At 44.3% G+C, this 18,116-nt stretch carries 17 protein-coding genes and 1 tRNA gene; 15 read left to right on the top strand and 3 right to left on the bottom strand.

Features of this window, described 5'->3' with window-relative positions:
- Positions 1-3: 3 nt before the first annotated feature.
- From tolR to MSG34_RS07015, 7 genes are all read left to right on the top strand, one after another.
- Positions 4-447 (top strand): protein TolR, encoded by a 444-nt coding sequence (gene tolR, locus MSG34_RS07045; protein ID WP_017062072.1) that lies wholly within the window; start codon positions 4-6, stop codon positions 445-447.
- Between the two features lie 13 nt (positions 448-460).
- Positions 461-1,528 carry a cell envelope integrity protein TolA gene (gene tolA / locus MSG34_RS07040; RefSeq protein WP_048612753.1) on the top strand — a complete coding sequence of 356 codons (1,068 nt, stop codon included), beginning with the start codon at positions 461-463 and terminating at the stop codon, positions 1,526-1,528.
- A 12-nt stretch (positions 1,529-1,540) separates the two neighbouring features.
- Positions 1,541-2,893 carry a Tol-Pal system beta propeller repeat protein TolB gene (gene tolB, locus MSG34_RS07035; protein WP_050648540.1) on the top strand — a complete coding sequence of 451 codons (1,353 nt, stop codon included), beginning with the start codon at positions 1,541-1,543 and terminating at the stop codon, positions 2,891-2,893.
- Positions 2,894-3,006: 113 nt separating this feature from the next.
- Positions 3,007-3,549 carry a peptidoglycan-associated lipoprotein Pal gene (pal, locus tag MSG34_RS07030; RefSeq protein ID WP_017062069.1) on the top strand — a complete coding sequence of 181 codons (543 nt, stop codon included), beginning with the start codon at positions 3,007-3,009 and terminating at the stop codon, positions 3,547-3,549.
- A gap of 33 nt (positions 3,550-3,582) precedes the next feature.
- The gene (ybgF, locus tag MSG34_RS07025) at positions 3,583-4,365 is read left to right on the top strand and encodes a tol-pal system protein YbgF (protein WP_048612755.1); all 783 of its coding nucleotides are present in this window, start codon (positions 3,583-3,585) and stop codon (positions 4,363-4,365) included.
- Positions 4,366-4,574: 209 nt separating this feature from the next.
- Positions 4,575-5,636, top strand: coding sequence for a quinolinate synthase NadA (gene nadA / locus MSG34_RS07020; RefSeq protein ID WP_193841903.1), 1,062 nt, complete (start codon positions 4,575-4,577; stop codon positions 5,634-5,636).
- A gap of 177 nt (positions 5,637-5,813) precedes the next feature.
- Positions 5,814-6,845 (top strand): potassium channel family protein, encoded by a 1,032-nt coding sequence (locus MSG34_RS07015; RefSeq protein WP_019821052.1) that lies wholly within the window; start codon positions 5,814-5,816, stop codon positions 6,843-6,845.
- A gap of 77 nt (positions 6,846-6,922) precedes the next feature.
- Here the strand turns inward: MSG34_RS07015 and MSG34_RS07010 are convergent, their stop codons facing one another.
- Positions 6,923-7,492, bottom strand: a complete 570-nt coding sequence (locus MSG34_RS07010) for a UPF0149 family protein (protein ID WP_017062064.1) — start codon at positions 7,490-7,492, stop codon at positions 6,923-6,925.
- Positions 7,493-7,663: 171 nt separating this feature from the next.
- Between MSG34_RS07010 and MSG34_RS07005 the strand changes: the two genes are divergently transcribed.
- The 4 genes from MSG34_RS07005 to gltS all read left to right on the top strand — a co-directional run bounded on the left by MSG34_RS07005 (position 7,664) and on the right by gltS (position 12,555).
- Complete coding sequence (locus MSG34_RS07005) at positions 7,664-10,117, top strand: hybrid sensor histidine kinase/response regulator (protein ID WP_248336845.1); 2,454 nt, start codon at positions 7,664-7,666, stop codon at positions 10,115-10,117.
- A 248-nt stretch (positions 10,118-10,365) separates the two neighbouring features.
- A complete protein-coding gene (locus MSG34_RS07000; protein WP_048616306.1) occupies positions 10,366-10,815 on the top strand; it encodes an L-alanine exporter AlaE in 450 nt (149 codons plus the stop codon).
- A gap of 180 nt (positions 10,816-10,995) precedes the next feature.
- A tRNA-Ser gene (locus MSG34_RS06995) sits at positions 10,996-11,086 on the top strand.
- 254 nt (positions 11,087-11,340) lie between these two features.
- A complete protein-coding gene (gene gltS, locus MSG34_RS06990) occupies positions 11,341-12,555 on the top strand; it encodes a sodium/glutamate symporter (protein WP_048612760.1) in 1,215 nt (404 codons plus the stop codon).
- Between the two features lie 64 nt (positions 12,556-12,619).
- Here gltS and MSG34_RS06985 read toward each other — a convergent pair whose 3' ends face one another.
- Positions 12,620-13,372: a DeoR/GlpR family DNA-binding transcription regulator gene (locus tag MSG34_RS06985; protein WP_248336843.1), complete on the bottom strand. Its 753-nt coding sequence runs from the start codon at positions 13,370-13,372 to the stop codon at positions 12,620-12,622.
- A 9-nt stretch (positions 13,373-13,381) separates the two neighbouring features.
- Positions 13,382-14,086, bottom strand: coding sequence for a glycerophosphoryl diester phosphodiesterase (locus tag MSG34_RS06980; protein WP_248336841.1), 705 nt, complete (start codon positions 14,084-14,086; stop codon positions 13,382-13,384).
- 273 nt (positions 14,087-14,359) lie between these two features.
- Here MSG34_RS06980 and MSG34_RS06975 point away from each other — a divergent pair, with 273 nt between their 5' ends.
- The 4 genes from MSG34_RS06975 to MSG34_RS06960 all read left to right on the top strand — a co-directional run bounded on the left by MSG34_RS06975 (position 14,360) and on the right by MSG34_RS06960 (position 18,059).
- A complete protein-coding gene (locus tag MSG34_RS06975; RefSeq protein ID WP_248336839.1) occupies positions 14,360-15,373 on the top strand; it encodes a C4-dicarboxylate TRAP transporter substrate-binding protein in 1,014 nt (337 codons plus the stop codon).
- Positions 15,374-15,480: 107 nt separating this feature from the next.
- Entirely contained in the window at positions 15,481-15,945 is a 465-nt protein-coding gene (locus MSG34_RS06970) for a TRAP transporter small permease (protein ID WP_052879053.1), read from the top strand.
- A 9-nt stretch (positions 15,946-15,954) separates the two neighbouring features.
- Positions 15,955-17,238, top strand: a complete 1,284-nt coding sequence (locus MSG34_RS06965) for a TRAP transporter large permease (RefSeq protein ID WP_048612770.1) — start codon at positions 15,955-15,957, stop codon at positions 17,236-17,238.
- Between the two features lie 35 nt (positions 17,239-17,273).
- Positions 17,274-18,059 (top strand): HAD-IIB family hydrolase, encoded by a 786-nt coding sequence (locus tag MSG34_RS06960; protein WP_248336837.1) that lies wholly within the window; start codon positions 17,274-17,276, stop codon positions 18,057-18,059.
- Positions 18,060-18,116: the final 57 nt, after the last annotated feature.

The raw sequence follows: 18,116 nt of genomic DNA, 5'->3' as shown, positions 1-18,116 counted from the left end.
TAGATGGCTGGATACCAACCTAAAAAACGCAAAATGACAGCAGAGATTAACGTTGTACCTTACATCGACGTTATGCTTGTTTTGCTGATCATTTTTATGGTGACTTCGCCGTTTGTTACTCAAGGCGTTGACGTTGAATTGCCTCAGGCTTCAACGGCTAAATCGGCACAAGACCTATTGGGTGACGACAACGCAAGTTTCATCATCGTTGAAGTGAACAAGGACGGTGAACTTGGCTTGAGCGTTAATGACGAAGAAGTACAGCGTGGCTTATCTATGGAAGATATTATCGTCCGAGTGAAAGCTGAGTTGTCTTTGAAGCCAAACTCTCCAGTGGCGGTTGGTGGTGATGCCGCAACGCCATACGCCGAAGTGGTTTTATTACTTGATGAATTAAGCCGTGCAGGTGTGCCAAAGGTTGGCCTTTTAACGGATATAAGGGAATAGCTCCGTAGCATTCATGAAAGCGAATAATAAAAAATCCAATAATTTCAGATCACCGCTTCTTATTTCTCTTGGGCTGCACGTCATTTTATTCGTTGCGCTCATTTGGGGAGCGGATTTCACGATGTCAGAGCCAAAGCCTACAGGGCAGATGGTTCAAGCTGTGGTGATTGATCCTCAGTTGGTTCGTCAGCAAGCCCAACAGATTCGTCAACAAAGAGAAGCGGCGAGCAAGAAAGAGCAAGAGCGTCTAGACAAACTGAGACGTGAAAGCGAACGACTTGAAAAGAATCGTAAAGCTGAAGAAGAAAATATTCGCAAGCTAAAAGAACAGCAAGCGAAAGAAGCTAAAGCAACTCGTGAAGCTGAAAAGCGTCGAGTTGAGAAAGAGAAACAACGCAAAGCTGAAGAAGCGCGTTTACAGCAAGAGCAAAAGAAAGCCGCTAAAGCAGAAGCTGACCGCAAGTTGAAAGAAGCGGCGTTAGTGAAAGCTGAAAATGAGCGCAAAGCCAAAGAAGCGGCAATCGCAAAAGCTGAACAAGAACGCGTGGCAAAAGAGAAAGCCGCGAAAGAGGCAGCAGACAAAGCTCGTAAAGAGAAAGAAGCCGCTGAACGCGCTGAAAAGCAACGTATAGCGAAAGAGAAAGAAGCGGCAGCCGCAGCAGAGAAAGCCCGTAAGGCTAAAGAAGCTGCAGCAAAAGCAGAAAAAGAGCGTAAACAACAAGAAGCAGCATTGAACGATATCTTTGCTGGGCTTGAAACGGAAGCGACTCAAAACTCTTCAGCAAGACAACAATTTATTAGTGATGAAGCGCAACGTTACGGTGCTATCTATACCCAACTGATTCAACAGAACCTGTTGTTAGAAGACAGCTATCGAGGACGTTCATGTCGAGTGAACCTTAAGCTGATTCCAACGGGCTCTAACGCGATATTGGGTAGTTTAAGTATCTTAGATGGCGATAGCCGTTTGTGTGCAGCAACCAAGCGTGCGGTGGCACAAGTGCAATCTTACCCGTTGCCTAAAGACCCAGACATTGTGAACTCACTGAAAGACATTAACTTAACTGTATCACCAGAGTAAAAGGACGAACTTGTGTTAAAGAAACTATTACTGAGTTTTGTTTTCTTAATAGCTACAAGCAGCCAGTTTGCACATGCAGCGCTGGAGCTGGTTATTACAGACGGTATTAACTCTGCAAGACCTATCGCTATTGTACCTTTCCGTTGGGAAGGCGCAGAGCCATTGCCACACGATGTATCAGCGGTTATCGCTTCTGACTTACAACGCAGTGGTAAATTCAGCCCAGTAGCAACTAGCAAAATGCCTCAAACGCCTTACAGCGAAGGTGAGGTGAATTTTGATGCTTGGACTAACCTAGGCGTTGATTCACTGTTAACCGGTAGCATCACTAAAAATGCCGAAGGGCAGTATGTGGTGAACTACCAACTGATCGACATTGTTCGTGGTCAACTGACTAAAGGACAAAGCCGTGCACTAAGCGATGAAGGCCAATTGGTACTTTCTAAAGATCACGTGTTGTTCAACAAGAAAGCGACAGTACCTGGTAAACGCTTGAGAGAGTATGCACACCGTATCTCTGACTTAGTTTATGAAGAACTGACTGGTGAGAAAGGCGCGTTCTTAACTCGTATCTCTTACGTAGTTGTAAACGACAAAGACCAATACCCATATCAACTTCGTGTTGCTGACTATGATGGCTTTAACGAGCGTTTAGTCCTTCGTTCTAAGCAACCTCTGATGTCACCTGCATGGTCACCAGACGGTAAAAAGCTTGCTTATGTGAGTTTCCAAAATGGCCAAGCGGAAATATTCATCATGAATATTTACACTGGTGAACGTGAGAAGGTGACGTCATACCCTCGTCATAATGGTGCGCCAAGATTCTCGCCGGATGGAAAAACATTGGCATTGGTATTGTCGAAAACAGGCAGCCTTCAGGTGTACACACTTGACCTTGCTAGCCGTAAGCTGACTCAAATTACCCGCGGCCGTTCTAATAATACTGAACCATTCTGGCACCCAGATGGCAAGTCTCTTATTTTCACATCGGATCGTGGTGGTAAACCACAGATTTATAATGTAAATTTGTCCAATAATTCGACTTCTCGTATTACTTGGCAAGGTAGCCAAAACTTAGGTGGCCAGATCACTCCTGATGGTCGATTCCTTATTATGGTGAATCGCAGTAACTCAGGCTTTAACTTGGCTAAGCAAGATTTGGAAACCGGTGCGGTTCAGGTACTAACAAAAACATTGTTAGATGAGTCTCCAAGTATTGCACCGAATGGAGGTATGGTTATCTATAGCTCTATTTACAACAAAACAAATGTACTATCGATGGTTTCTATCGATGGCCGTTTTAAAGCTAGATTACCGGCAACCAACGGACGTGTAAGAGCGCCTGCATGGTCACCGTTTCTCTAGTTAATTTGATACATTCTTTTAGCTATTGATAGTGTTAACTATTGTGGCATTTAACTATCTATAGCACTCTTAGTCGCTGTAGAAACTAAGTTTGATAACGTAAGGAAAAAAAGATGCAACTTAACAAAGTTCTTAAAGGCTTGATGATTGCACTACCAGTGATGGCAGTAACGGCATGTAGCTCAACTGATGAAGCAACATCTGCAACATCAGGTACAGAAAGCAACCAAACAACTTCAGGTTCAGAAGGCAACGTAGACACAACTGTTGTAACGCCAATTGACGCTAACGGTCAACTGTCTGAGCAAGAGCTTAAAGAGCAAGCGCTACGTGAAACTCAAACAATCTACTTCGCATTCGATAACTCTACTATCGCTGGCGATTACGAAGAAATGCTAGCAGCTCACGCAGCATACCTAGTTAAGAACGTTGACATGAACGTTACTATCGAAGGTCACGCTGATGAGCGCGGTACTCCTGAGTACAACATCGCACTTGGCGAGCGTCGTGCACAAGCTGTAGCGAAATACCTACAAGCACTAGGTGTTCAAGCTGACCAAATCTCTATCGTAAGCTACGGTGAAGAGAAGCCACTTCTTCTAGGTCAATCTGAAGATGTGTACGCTAAAAACCGTCGCGCAGTACTAGTTTACTAATTTTAGTAGACTATATAATTGAGGAATTGCCTCATGTTCAGTAACACAAAGCGAGTCATTTTGCTTTCGTTACTGGCAAGTGCAGCGAACACCGCGTTCGCTGCACCAGCTCCAGTATCCGATCTCAATAGCACCGCAACCAATTCATCATCTTCCTCTCGATCAGCATCTAACGAATCAGATATTGAGCGTTTAGAGCGCCTGCTTCAAAATCGCAATCTCGTTCAGCTTCAAATGCAACAGCAAATCGACGACATGGCACTGGAGATCAGTGAACTTCGTGGTGAGCTGGAACGAAACAGCTACGATATGAAGCAAATGCTAGAGCGCCAGCGTGAACTGTTCATTGAACTGGACCGCGTAAGAGGCGAGGTGAAAGCAGCAGGAACAGCAACGGTAGCAGTGGCGGCGAGCGAAGGCTCTAAAGACGCTTCTGGTACGTTCAGTACTGATGTGGATGAGCAAACTGCTTATCAAAATGCTGTAGATATGATTCTAAAGCAACGAGACTACACGGGTGCTATCGCTGCATTCCAGAAGTTTCAAAAAGACTTCCCAGATTCTACTTTCACACCTAACTCACATTACTGGTTAGGTCAGCTTTATTTCGCTAAGAAGCAAGATAAAGAAGCGGTGAAGAGCTTCGCTGCTGTTGTGTCTTACAAAGACTCAAACAAGCGAGCAGATGCACTGGTTAAGCTTGGTGACATAGCTGCGCGCAACAACAACGCGACGCAAGCTAAGAAATATTACCAACAAGTCGTAACCGAGTACCCAAACAGTGCTTCGGCTAAAGTGGCTAAAACCCACTTATAAACAAAATAGGGGTGCTTAGGCGCCTCTTTTTTATACCTGTTCACTTCCGTTTAGTGTTTACTTCTCTTGCTAGTGATGCCAACGCATTACCTTGTTTATGCGTTTTAAGCATTAGCTAGCCACCGCTTGCAACCAATCCTTTTTGATCCCAATCGCTGTCCTGTGTAGAATACTCTAATTCTCGGAAGAAGTTGCGTAGAGCAAGAGCAATGAGTCATATACTAGATAAAATCGATACAGTTTACCCGTTTCCGCCTAAGCCAGTTCCACTGAGCGACGCTCAGAAACAGGCCCACATCGCAAACATCAAAAAACTACTTCAAGAAAAAGATGCAGTTCTAATTGCACACTACTACACCGATCCTGAAATTCAGGCTCTGGCAGAAGAAACTGGTGGTTTCGTTGGCGATTCATTAGAAATGGCTAAGTTCGGTAACCGTCACTCAGCAAGCACTTTGATCATCGCTGGTGTTCGTTTCATGGGTGAGTCTGCAAAGATTCTTACTCCTGAAAAACGCATTTTAATGCCAACACTTGAAGCTGAATGTTCGCTTGATCTTGGCTGTCCAGCTGACAAATTTACAGAATTTTGTGATGCTCACCCTGACCACACCGTGGTTGTATACGCGAACACCTCTGCGGCTGTTAAAGCTCGTGCAGACTGGGTAGTTACGTCGAGCATCGCTTTAGAAATCGTTGAAAGCCTAGACGCTGAAGGCAAACCTATTATTTGGGGTCCAGACCGTCACCTAGGTTCTTACATCGCAAATCAAACTGGCGCTGACATGTTGCTTTGGCAAGGTGAGTGTATCGTTCATGATGAGTTCTCAGCTGATGCTTTGAAGAAAATGAAATCGGTATACCCAGACGCGGCTATCTTGGTTCACCCAGAATCACCAGCAAGCGTGGTGGAACTGGCAGATGCAGTGGGTTCAACAAGCCAACTGATCAAGAAAGCAAAAGAGCTGCCTCATCCACAGATGATTGTTGCGACAGACAAAGGCATCTTCTTCAAGATGCAGCAATTGGTTCCTGAAAAAGAGCTGATTGAAGCGCCGACAGCGGGTGCTGGTGCAACGTGTCGTAGCTGCGCGCACTGTCCTTGGATGGCAATGAACGGCCTTGAAGCGATTGAAAACGCGCTTGAGAATGGTGGTGAGCAACACGAAATTTTCGTTTCTGACGAACTACGTGTGAAGTCTCTTATTCCATTGAACCGCATGCTAGATTTTGCAGAGCAGTTAAATGTGCAGGTAAAAGGTAACGCGTAAGCCGTTCTTTTATCTAACCAATAAAAAAAACCAGCCAATAGTGCTGGTTTTTTTTGTATCTGCGTATAGGCCGCCAATATCAATCTTGTGGTCATGTATCTTTTTCTGATGATACATCTTGTTGATATCGCGTATTTTTTCTAGCATGTAAGTAAGAGGAAAAGATTAGAGGCTCGAATGATAATCTGGTTACAACTCAAACGCTGGATCAAAGCAAACATCTTTGTTTTGAATGGCAAAAACTTACTGTTCACTTTTCTTGGCTACATCGCTTTATCGTGGTCGATGCTGTATTTGGCGGGTGAAACAGATTTAACCAGTTCGGTTACCGTATTCGCTTACTACTTGGTGGTGACGGCTTCTACGGTTGGTTATGGTGATTTATCACCGACCACGGTAGCGGGGCAGTGGATCGTTATTCTATTTGTGATTCCAGGCGGGTTGAGCCTTTTTGCCGCGTTGCTCGGTAAAGTGGCGACAGAAGGTGTTGAATATTGGCGAGCGGGCTTGCTAGGAAAAAGGAGAGTTAGAGTGGACAACCACATTTTGATGTTGGGGTGGAATGAGCAAAGAACCATTCATCTCATTCGGATGCTACAACACGAAGAAACGGGTAAACGACCAATCGTGTTATGTACGCGTTCAGATATCGAGAACCCGTTACCCGGTGAAATCAATTTCGTTAAAGTAAACAGCTACACCGATGGCAAAGAGATGGAGAAAACGGGCATTGAGTCTGCAAGTTGCATCTTGATTGATAATCCAGAAGACGACATTACGTTATCTGCGGCGCTTTACTGTGCCAACCGAAATCCTAAGGCACACCTTCTTGTTTACTTTAAAGACGAAGCGCTGAGCGATTTGCTGCACAAGCATTGCCCTAACTCAGAATGTATTCCAGCGGTGGGTGCTGAGATGCTAGCAAAGGCTGCAGTAGACCCAGGATCAAGTGCGCTTCATCAAGAGTTATTGAGCTCAACAAGAGGCATGACACAGTATTCAACGTATTTCCCTGAAGACGCTGAGCCTGTCACCGTCGCGCCTATTTTCTCTGTGTTTAAAGAGAAGTATCAAGCAACACTGATCGCGATTGATACGGGGAGTGGTATTGAGCTCAACCCAGAGTTAGACCAAGTGGTCAGCAGTGGCACTAAGCTGTTTTATATTGCCGATGAGCGAATTGATGACTTCGATTGGAAAGGCTTCTAAAGCAACTATTTTAATTTCGTCTGAAAACTAAAAAAGGCCTCATAATGAGGCCTTTTTGGCATGTATAAAGCTAACTTTTATTGAGCTTCAGCCAGTGCAATGCCACGCTGCGTTAGACCGCAAAGCATCACAGGAACCGCGTTAAAGATCTCTTCGAACTGCTCTAGGCCTTCGATGCCTTGCTCTGCAAGCGTCGCGATTGACGTTTCTGGATCGTAAAGCATGCTCAGTGACAGCAGCACACCGCCAACGAGCGCATTATCTTCGCTCTCTTCAGGCATCAGTGTTTCCCAATCGTCACGAGCAATCTGCCAGCCTTGAAGTAAGCCTTCACAAAAATCACGAGCGGCAGTGTTCACCACTTCTTCGTCGTCTAATTGACAAGCTTCAGGCCAAACCCAAGTCCCTTCAATCAGTTCTGGGCGGGTTTTATTCCAAAGCTCGATGATAACTTCAATGTAGCTTTCTAGCTGTTCACCATCCGTAAAAGGTGCGACTTCTTCGCCACCCCATAAGAACGGTAGCCACTCATGCGGGGTTAACACATTCGGTGCCGCTGCCATTGCAGTGACAAAGCCCATTGTTTTGTGTTCTGTGATTAGCTTTCCTTCCAACTCTGGAAGCGCAAGAATATCTTGTAAAGTCAAAGTGAGGTACCGTAAAAGGGAACATATTTGCGCTTATAGTACCAATGAACTTGTGCCAATCAAGCTTCAATCTAAAAAGGCTTGATGTCATGGATGATAAACACTAGGTTTAACAGAAAAGAAAACAATAAAAGAATTATGCAGATACGGTCGTCTTTAAAGAAAAAAAGCATGGTAGCGCTTGGATTATACCTTGCGATGTTTATTGCCATTGTCGGTAGTGTGACGTATTACGTCGTAGAATCCCCTGTGCGCGCCAAATTACAACAAAACCTCGACTTGCGTACGCAACTGTTATCCGCATTGATTACAGAGCCACTCAGTAGTTCTCAAGGCTTTGTAGACAGTCTCGTTGGGTTTGCTCAAGCGCATCGTAACGGTGATGATGTTATTCCGCTCTTTAAGTCCATGCTGGCGGCGAGCGACGATACGATTGTCAGTGCCGGTATTTGGCCTGAACCTTATGCGCTCGATTCTAAAAAGCTTCTCAACAGTTACTTTTTTAATAAAGCCGACGATGGAAGAATCGATCAGATATATTCTTACAACAACCCCAAAAACGCCCCTTATCAAGAAGAGTATTGGTACACCTCTGTCGTCAACCAAAAACAAGGAACGATCTCTTGGAGCGATGTGTATATCGACCCATACACACACGTTCGAATGATTACGGCGTCTTCCCCTTATTATTACGACGGTATTTTTGCCGGTGTTGCCACGGTGGATCTCTCGCTCGAAGAGCTGCTTGGTTTTATCAAGAACCACGCCGAAGAATACAACCTTGGCATTACGCTCAGAGATAAGCTCAACCAAGTGTTGGTTTCGCATAACTTTAATCTCGTTGAAGGCATTTACATCAGTAGCAATCAATTTGGTGATTTCGGCTGGCAAGTGGATGTGGTGAACTCCAAATCACGAGTAGAAGACGAAGTGTTTCGTCAGGTGATGAGCATTGAAGGCGGTATTGTTCCGCTATTGCTACTTTGTGTCATGGCGGGGTATTACTTATTGAACCGTTATTTGATTAGTCCAATCACAAGGATTGCCGCACAGGTTGATAGCTCGAAAGCGGGCGAAATCATTGATGTGGATTACTCGAGTGATGACGAAATCGGCCATTTGATTAAAACCTTCAACGAAAAGACCATTTATCTCGAAGCGGAAAAGGTTAAAGCTCAGGCGTCCACTAATGCAAAAACCGCTTTCCTTGCGACCCTGTCACATGAAATTCGCACCCCTATGAATGGTGTGTTGGGTACCGCTCAGATCCTATTGAAAACGCCTCTAAATTCTGAACAAGAGAAGCATCTTAAGAGCTTGTATGAGTCCGGCGATCATATGATGACCCTGCTCAACGAGATCTTAGACTTCTCGAAGATCGAGCAGGGCAGGTTGGATCTTGATGAAACGCGTTTCCCGCTTGACTCGATCATCGGCAGTATTAACAGTGTTTACTACACATTGTCTTCCGAGAAAGGGCTTCAATTCAAAGTGTACTCTGAGGTACCTTCGGGTCGTTGGTACTTCTCAGATAAAGCACGTCTAAGACAAATCTTATTTAATCTATTGAACAACGCGGTGAAGTTCACCTCCAGAGGCTTTGTTGAGGTGTACCTGAAAGAAGTGGTTGAGGGGAGTGACACCTATCTGAGTATTCGAGTTCGTGATACAGGAATTGGTATTTCTAAAGAAGCTCAGAAGCGTATTTTTAAACCGTTTGAACAAGCGGAGTCTTCGACCACAAGGCGTTTTGGCGGTACTGGCCTTGGCCTAGCGATTGTGAAGAAAATTGCCCAGTTGATGGATGGCAGTATTACCGTCACCAGTGAAGAAGGGATAGGCACGAGCTTTGATGTTCGCTTGAAGATTCAACCATGTCAGCCAGGTGAAATCGAGAGCTTGCCACACAAGAAGTTGGACTACTCAGGCTTAAAAGTACTGATCGTCGAGGACAACCGAACTAACACGGTGATCATTGAAACCTTCATGAGCAGTAAAGGCTTTACTTGTAAGAGCGTCGAAAACGGTGAACTTGCAATACAAGCCGTGGTTGCCGAGCGCTTTGATTTGGTACTCATGGATAACCATATGCCTGTGATGGACGGTGTTGAATCAACCACTGCGATTCGTGCTTTGATAGGCGACGTGTCATCGGTATTGGTGTTTGGTTGTACGGCTGATGTCTTTAAAGAGACTCGCGAACGTATGCTGGGGGCGGGTGTGGATTATATTATTGCTAAGCCGATTGATGAGCGTGAACTGGATGATGCTTTGTTCCGCTATTCAAATAAGCTTTACCAATATCATGAAGTAAAAGCGGATGAGTTCGAAAGCCAAGACGCAAAACCACACGATTCGAAAAGTAAAAGCGAGTCACTGCCTAAACCTGATCTTCGAAACAAAGATAACACTGAAGAGCTGTTAGTGACGCTGTATGTGGCGCTAGAAGACAACAACCTAGAACTGATTCAATTTGCACTAGAGAGTCTACGTGGCCACGTTGAACCTATGAACAACGCGGAACTTACTGAACAAGTCGGTAAAGCCTTAGAGCAGGTTGCTTTAGGATCACCACCAACACAAGATGTCATTAATATCATTACTGTAAATCTACCGATGGCTTAAATGTTGTTTAATTACGGTAAGTAAATGACGAATTGTCCAATATTTGACCTTTGTTGGATTTTTTGGTGGAAGTGACTGCTTTTAAAGTGGTTTTTGGTTGTTAATTTACAACTTGATTTTTAATTTGGAATGTATGACTACTAATCTTGTGATTTAATAGCGACATTATCTGGTGAGGTGCAAATGCGCCTTGTTTATATGTTACTAAATCACTAACTAAGCAGTGATATATTTTAGGTTTGTCGTCGATGAAGTCTCGTGGTCCATTTTGTATTCGAAACGCAGCTGCGGATACATTTGCTATGGTCGTTTTCTGTTTTATTTCTGGCATGATCGTAGAAGTGTTTATTTCTGGTATGACGTTTGAGCAATCTCTTGCTTCTCGAACGTTATCTATTCCAGTAAACATTGCTATCGCTTGGCCTTATGGCGTTTTTCGTGATTGGTTCTTGCGCAATGGTGCAAAACTTTCACAAAGCTCATTGATGAAAAACTTGTCTGATTTGATGGCATACGTGTTATTCCAGTCTCCTGTGTATGCGGGTATTTTGTTGGCAGTGGGTGCTTCAGGCGACCAGATCGTTACGGCTGTCACCAGTAATGCAGTTATCTCGTGCGGTATGGGCGTACTTTACGGCTACTTCCTCGATATGTGTCGTAAATGGTTTCGAGTTCCAGGCTACTATCAACAAGCTTAAGAAAAGCAACAAGCGTAAGTGCAGCGAAAGAATGAAATTTGGTTTGTTTTTGATCTAATGAGTTAATTTGTAATCGAACAAACCGAAAAAGCCACTTTTTTTGAGAATGCCCCTTGACCAAAGCAAGCAGAATCAATAAAGTAGCGCCTCGTTGAGTGACATGCTCAACACACAATTTGTGGAAGGATGGCTGAGTGGCTTAAGGCGCTCGCCTGGAAAGCGAGTATACGTTTATAGCGTATCTGGGGTTCAAATCCCCATCCTTCCACCACTATTCAAAACCCTAGCAGAAATGCTGGGGTTTTCTCGTTTTAGAGCCCTTATATTCCACCTAACCTGTATATCTCCCTAGTATCCGTTCCTTTAATCATTTCTTTATAGTTATTACCTCTATTAATACCGTCGCAGAACCAACCATATTAGGTGTTTTTATCATCGATAATCGCTTGATTTTTTGGCATGAACCTAGATTATTAATAGTACGCAATATTATGAATAATCTAACTATTAGGAATCCATAGCCCCATGACAGAAACCCTAGTTTCTCCAATGCTCTCTTTTACGATCGCGATTTCGTTACTGTTTATCGGTAAAGGTTTGATTGAGCGATCTGAGGTATTAAGAAAGTATTCACTGCCAGAGCCTGTGATTGGTGGCTTTGTCTGCGCAGCGACCGTAGCGGCGCTTTACTATATTTTTGAAATCCAAATCACTTTTAGCCTAGATGTCAGAGACTTTTTGCTTCTCTACTTTTTTGCTGGCATCGGGCTCCAAGCGGATATTAAAACACTGATTAAAGGCGGGCGACCGTTGTTCATCCTACTGTGTCTTGCTGCCATTTTTATCGTGTTGCAAAACGTAGTCGGAATGGCAGTCGCTTCTGGCTTTGGAATGGATGCGAAAGCAGGCTTGCTGTCCGGCTCAGTTAGTTTAATAGGCGGCGTAGGCACAACGTTAGCGTGGGCGCCAATGTTTGTGGAAGAGTTTGGTATTGCTAACGCGCTCGAACTTGGTGTCGCTTCAAACACGGTTGGTTTAATTGCAGCGTGTGTGATTGGTGGCCCGATTGCCAACTACCTACTCAATAAACACAAAGTGAGCCCTTCTAATGAAGAAGAGGTTACGGTTGGTGCATTCCAAGAGAGTGAAACAAAGACAGAGCTAAGCCACTATGGCGTTCTTTGGGCATGGCTGATTCTTAACTTAACACTGATGCTGGGTTACAGTTTGAGTGAAGTTATCGACTCAATGGGCCTAAAACTGCCGTTATTCGTTAGCTGTTTAATCGCAGGTATCCTAATCGGAAACGTCGGTCGAGCACTGTTTAAGAAGCGTCGTACACAAGAGAAAATCGCTCAAGGCCGAAAAGGCTTAGCGATGATCTCTGATATCTGCTTAGGCATGTTCTTAACCATGGCATTGATGGGACTTCGCATCTGGGATCTTGATGGGTTGTTTGGCTATATCTCTGTTGTCATGAGTATCCAGATCTTGCTTTCGCTGCTATTTACTGTGTTTGTCGTTTATTACTTGATGGGAAGAAACTACGACTCTGTGGTGATATGTTCAGGCTTTGGTGGTATCACTCTAGGCTCGACAGCAACGGCAATTGTGAACATGACCGCAGTAACTCATCGCTATGGCGCAAGCCCACAAGCATTCATTGTGGTGCCCTTAGTATGTGGTTTCTTTGTTGATTTGATTAATGCATTGGTGATTAGCTTTTTTGTTGGTATGTAACCTTGTCGGCTAGTTCCTAAACGTAGACTTCAAAGCCTAGCGTTGATGCTAGGCTTTGTTGTATTCAAGTATGAGCATTCTCTTCTACTAAGTGTATGTTTAGCTCCGAAGGTAATTGGCTGCTATTGGTGTATATGCGGTCAAAGTCATTCAGTGACGCTACCTTTAGAGCGGCAAAGCGTCCCCATTTACTGGCATCTGCAACAAGCCAACTTTCGCGGCTGTTCTTAATAATCGACTTGGATAGGTCTGCTTCAACTTGCTCATGCTCCATAGCGAAATGACTGTCTGTTACTGAGCCACACCCACAAATACCAATGTCAGCTTCAAAATCGGAAAAGAAGTGGACCACGCTACTGCCTACCATATCTTGGTGTTCTCGTCTGAACAAGCCGCCAGCCAAATACACTTCGATTTGTTCATTTGCTTCAAGGATGCGAGCCACCTGAAGGTTATTGGTGATCACTCGCAAGGCTGGTTTTGCCAACAAATATTGAGCGATACGAGTGACGGTCGTACCGATGCCCATCATAACCGTTGAACCTTCGGGTATTGCGTCGGCAACCGCCATCGCAATACTGTCTTTTGTCTCTGACTCAACACCAGCACGGAATCTGTAGCTCGTGTTGGTGAGCGTAGTGGGTAAGCTCACACCTCCGTGCACTCTTCGTGCTAGGCCTTGCTCGCACAAGTGATTTACGTCACGACGAATGGTTTGAGTGGTGACAGAAAAAAGCTCGGCTAAGTGTTCTATCTGTATATCTTGGTTAGCCTTAAGCGTTGCGAGTATTTCTTTCTGACGATGGTTCAGTTCCATAGAGGCTCACTAAAATTGGTTTGGTACGTCGGTGATGATGTTATCGACGCCAAGGTTAAAATATTTAGCCGCCAATTGTGGATCGTTCAAAGTCCATATTTTCAGAACCGCGCCTGAAGCTTTGATCGCCTTCGCCGTTTTCTCATCAAGAATTCGGTGGTCAATATGAATGCTGTAAAGGTCGAGTGATTTGAGTGATTCCAAGCTGGAATCATTCCACACTTCGCAGATAAAGCCACGTTTAACCTCTGGCATCATCTGTTGGCAAAGGCTTAGTGCCTCTTTTTTGAAGCTTGAGATGAGTAGCTTTTCAGTAGGGAACTGCTTTTGTTCAATCAGTGCCGCGACTTTCTCAACTAAAGGTTGGATAGCCTTATCGTCGTAAATTTTGATTTCAAGGTTCAAAGTCACATCGAGCTCTAGGCACTTGTCGAGCGCTTCACTCAACGTAGGAATAGTTGTCCCCGCGAACTCGCTACCAAACCAGCTGCCAGCATCTAGCGCCTTGAGTGCAGTTAAATCTAAGTCGGCGATATTGCCCGTTCCGTTGGTACAACGATTTACCGTCTTATCATGAAAAACCATTGGGGTGCCATCAGCGCTTAACTGGGTATCAATTTCAATCCATTTAGCACCAGCTTTCGCGGCTTGTTCAATACTAACTAACGTATTTTCTGGTGCTAAAGAAGCAGCACCGCGGTGGCCTGTGATCATAATTCAATCTCGATGTTCATTTGAAAATTCAGGAAACAGTATATCTACTTTATTACAGATTTATTATCTACCCGCCATATCTGCTTATTTTAAATGAGAGCTAGCTTAAAGGTGTTGTACAGAGTTTATACAATAGTGAGACCTTATGCTCACAATGTTCAAATCGCTAAGATTAATGTTCATATGAATGTAATAATTCACTTACATACTCTACGAAAACTTAATAACACCCTCTATATTTAGAAAACGATAGCCAAGAAAAGGTGATTAGAAATGAAAAAGCTATTAGGTACAGTAATTATGGCGGCAACGCTGCTTGTTGGTTGTGGTGAAGCTGACAAGGCTGGTTCTGAAGCTAAAGATGAGCCGATTAATATCAACATGAGCCTTGTATTCACTCAGAATGAGTTGCTAACACAAGAACTTATCAAAGCGACCGACAAAATTAGAGAAAGAACCGATGGTTCGGTCAACATTAAAGTTTTCCCAGGCGGTCAATTACCTGTTTATAAAGATAACTTGGAACAAGTGGTTAACGGCGCAAACTGGATCGCTGTAGAAGATTTGACTTACCTAGGTGATTACGTACCTGATTTCGCAGCACTTGCTGGCCCAATGTTGTACAACACCTACGATGAATACTTAGCGATGATGGACACTGAATTTGTCGCAGGCCTAAAGGCCAAAGCCGAAGAGAAAGGCATCAAAGTACTGAATGCAGACTACATGTTTGGCTTCCGTCACATGATCACTAATAAAGAGATCGTGAACTCTGAAGACATGAAAGGCATGCGTATTCGTGTGCCACAAAGTCAGCTGTTCATTAGCACGCTTTCAGCAATGGGCGCAGCTCCAGCTTCTCTTCCATTCCCTGAAACCTATGCAGGCGTTCAACAAGGTGTTGTTGACGGTCTTGAAGGTTCTATCTTGACGATGTACTCAACCAAGATCTATGAAGTGGCGAAGAACATGTCTTTGACTAAGCACTTCCTAGGCACTGTGGGCATCTACATTTCACCAACGCTTTGGGACAAATTTACGCCAGAGCAACAGCAGATCATTAACGAAGAGTTAGAAGCGGGCGCTGAATCTAACACTGCTGAGCTAGTTAAACTGGATGTTGAATACACTCAGAAACTTGAAGAGCTAGGCGTTACCTTCAACGAAGTTAATTCTGATGAGTTCAACCAACTGACTGCGGATGTATACAACCAATTCCCAACATGGAGCGAAGGTATACACGCAACGATCATGAAAGAGTTGGAAACGATTCGAGCGGTACAGTAGTCCTGCACACGTAAATTAATTAGTTAATGATTACGGCCTAAACATCTTTAGGCCGTTTTATTCCTGAAATACCCACGTTGTATTAGGTATTTCGTTGGAGAAGTCTTTTGTTTTTATTGAAAAATATTGAAGAAATCCTCGCTTCTATCGCTATTTCGATCACCGTTTTGGTTGTTATCGTTAACGTCGTCTTGCGTTATGGATTTGGCTTTGTTGTCCCGTGGAGTGAAGAGCTGTCGGTTATTTGCTTTATCTGGGCTGTCTACTTAGGAATTAGCTCCTGTTACAAACACAAGCTTCACATGGGAGTCGATGTGGTGGTTGCCATGTTGCCAGAAAAAGCAAAAATCCCATTTAGATTGTGTGTTTCCGTTTTCCTACTGGCTCTCAACATCTTGATGGCTGTTCTGAGTTATCAATACCTGATGTTATCCAACAAGGTAACGCCAGTAATGGGCGTGTCATATTTTGTTATCAATGGCGTGCTGTTGCTTTGTTTCTCATTGATGGCAATCCACACCGTTCGATTTATCGCGAGCGATGTCGCTTCTCTAAAGCGCTCTTCTAAGTAGGTACGATTTATGGAAAGCTATCTTCCAATCCTTATTCTGTTTGTTCTATTTCTATTGAACATACCCATCGCGTTTTCTCTGATCGCATCGGCGATGGTTTACTTTCTTTTTATCAATGACTCTATTCCGGTGAGCTTGGTAATGCAGCGCTTTATTAGCTCTGCTGAGTCTTTTCCGTTGTTGGCTATTCCGTTCTTTATCATGGTGGGTTCGGTGATGAACTATGCGGGGATCAGTAAGAGCTTACTTGCTTTTGCTGACTCAATGATTGGCCATAAAACCGGTGGTCTTGCTCAAGTGAATGTCGCACTGAGTACACTGATGGGCGGTATCTCGGGCTCTGCAAATGCGGATGCGGCGATGCAGTCGAAGATTCTAGCCCCTGAAATGACCAAGCGTGGTTATGATTTGCCATTCACGGCCGCTGTAACAGCTGCGTCTTCAAGTATCAGCCCTGTGATTCCGCCGGGTATCAACTTAATCATTTTTGCTTTATTAGCGAACGTGTCAGTCCATCAAATGTTTATTGCGGGCTACGTTCCTGCATTTTTGATGGCTCTATCGCTGATGGTCACTATTGCGTTTATCGCGCGTAAACGTCGTTACAAACCTTCTCGTTCGGAGCCTGCGTCTGCCAAAGAGCGTTTTCATTACTTCCTGAAAGCGATTCCGGCACTGCTGATCCCGTTCGGCATTATTCTAGGCATGCGTTTTGGTTTGTTTACTCCGACAGAAGCGGGGGCTATTGCCGTATTGCTTTGTGCGATTATTGGCATCTTCGTTTATCGTCAACTGGGTTTGCGTCATATCCCGCTCATCATGCGTGAAACCGTGCAGGGCACAAGTAGCGTTATGTTCATCATTATTGGTGCCATGGTGTTTGGGTACTACATGACGCTAGAGCAGATCCCTCACAATGTTGCTTCTGCGTTGATTGAGCTTACCGACAACAAGTTAGTTTTGCTGTTGTTGATTAACGTATTGCTGTTAGTGGTCGGCATGTTCATCGAAGGCGGCGCTGCAATGATCATACTCACGCCATTGTTACTTCCCGCTGTGCTTAACCTAGGCGTTAACCCGGTTCACTTCGGCATCATCGTGATAGTGAATATCATGATTGGTGGTGTGACTCCGCCATTTGGCTCGATGATGTTTACGGTTTGCTCGATTTTAAAAGTTCGTATGGTCGACTTCGTGAAAGAAGTGGCTCCGTTGTTGCTAGCACTACTCACGGTTCTGATGTTGCTGACTTTCTCTGAAAGCTTGGTGATGTTTTTACCGAATTTGCTTTAACACTGTTTAGTGATTGATTATTTAGAGGTGTAGAAATGAATTCGGTATCGAATGAATTGAACCAAAATTGGAAAAAAATAGATTGGGTGTTAACCGATGTGGATGACACCTTAACGTGGCAAGGTCAACTGCCGCCTGAAACCTTGATCGCGTTAAGTAAGCTTCGTGATTCAGGGAGAAAAGTGGTTGCGGTAACGGGCGCTTGTGCTGGTTGGTGTGATCACATTGCTCAGCTGTGGCCTGTTGATGCGGTTCTCGGCGAGAACGGCGCGTTTATTATGGAAAAGAAAAATGGCTATCTGACATTGCGTTCTGATGTCCCTTTACCAGAAATCAGTGCCAATCAGAGTAAGCTGAAAGAACAAGTATTGGCTATTTTGGGCGATTACCCAGAGCTCAGTTTAACGCTGGACCAGTCTTACCGCCTGTGTGAGGTGGCAATCGACATCGGTCAAAACCGTCCTAAAGTCGACGATGCCATTATCGAAGAGATTGTCTCTAAGATTCAAGCATTAGGTGCACATGCGACAGCAAGCTCTATTCACATCAATGCTTGGTATGGTGAGCACTCTAAGAAAGCGACATCGACCGCTTTTCTTAAGGAGAAGGGGTTATCTGACCAAGAGATACTTGAGCGTAGTTGCTATGTCGGTGACTCGATGAACGACCAATATATGTTTGAAATTTTGCCGAACAGTGTCGGTGTAGCAAACATCCAGCATTACTGGGCGCGACTTGAGCATCATCCATCAGTGGTGATGAGCAAGCCGGGCGGGTACGGTTTCTCAGAGTTTGTCGATAAGCTGCTTGCCTTAAAATAGCGACCGTTTATCGGCTTCAAACAGCTGATTGTGAACATTAAACACAGCTCTTTTCTT

It is taken from the genome of Vibrio sp. 1CM2L (genome assembly GCF_023161695.1).
GTDB lineage: Bacteria > Pseudomonadota > Gammaproteobacteria > Enterobacterales > Vibrionaceae > Vibrio > Vibrio coralliirubri.
This window is presented reverse-complemented; position numbering and strand designations above follow the sequence as displayed.

Bases quoted from the DNA above. Each gene is read 5' to 3' on its own strand.
- pal (WP_017062069.1), top strand. From the start codon at position 3,007: ATGCAACTTAACAAAGTTCTTAAAGGCTTGATGATTGCACTACCAGTG.
- MSG34_RS07005 (WP_248336845.1), top strand. From the start codon at position 7,664: ATGGTAGCGCTTGGATTATACCTTGCGATGTTTATTGCCATTGTCGGT.
- gltS (WP_048612760.1), top strand. From the start codon at position 11,341: ATGACAGAAACCCTAGTTTCTCCAATGCTCTCTTTTACGATCGCGATT.
- MSG34_RS06965 (WP_048612770.1), top strand. From the start codon at position 15,955: ATGGAAAGCTATCTTCCAATCCTTATTCTGTTTGTTCTATTTCTATTG.
- tolR (WP_017062072.1), top strand. From the start codon at position 4: ATGGCTGGATACCAACCTAAAAAACGCAAAATGACAGCAGAGATTAAC.
- tolA (WP_048612753.1), top strand. From the start codon at position 461: ATGAAAGCGAATAATAAAAAATCCAATAATTTCAGATCACCGCTTCTT.
- MSG34_RS06960 (WP_248336837.1), top strand. From the start codon at position 17,274: ATGAATTCGGTATCGAATGAATTGAACCAAAATTGGAAAAAAATAGAT.
- MSG34_RS06985 (WP_248336843.1), bottom strand. From the start codon at position 13,372: ATGGAACTGAACCATCGTCAGAAAGAAATACTCGCAACGCTTAAGGCT.
- MSG34_RS07000 (WP_048616306.1), top strand. From the start codon at position 10,366: ATGAAGTCTCGTGGTCCATTTTGTATTCGAAACGCAGCTGCGGATACA.
- MSG34_RS07015 (WP_019821052.1), top strand. From the start codon at position 5,814: ATGATAATCTGGTTACAACTCAAACGCTGGATCAAAGCAAACATCTTT.
- nadA (WP_193841903.1), top strand. From the start codon at position 4,575: ATGAGTCATATACTAGATAAAATCGATACAGTTTACCCGTTTCCGCCT.
- MSG34_RS06980 (WP_248336841.1), bottom strand. From the start codon at position 14,086: ATGATCACAGGCCACCGCGGTGCTGCTTCTTTAGCACCAGAAAATACG.
- MSG34_RS06975 (WP_248336839.1), top strand. From the start codon at position 14,360: ATGAAAAAGCTATTAGGTACAGTAATTATGGCGGCAACGCTGCTTGTT.
- ybgF (WP_048612755.1), top strand. From the start codon at position 3,583: ATGTTCAGTAACACAAAGCGAGTCATTTTGCTTTCGTTACTGGCAAGT.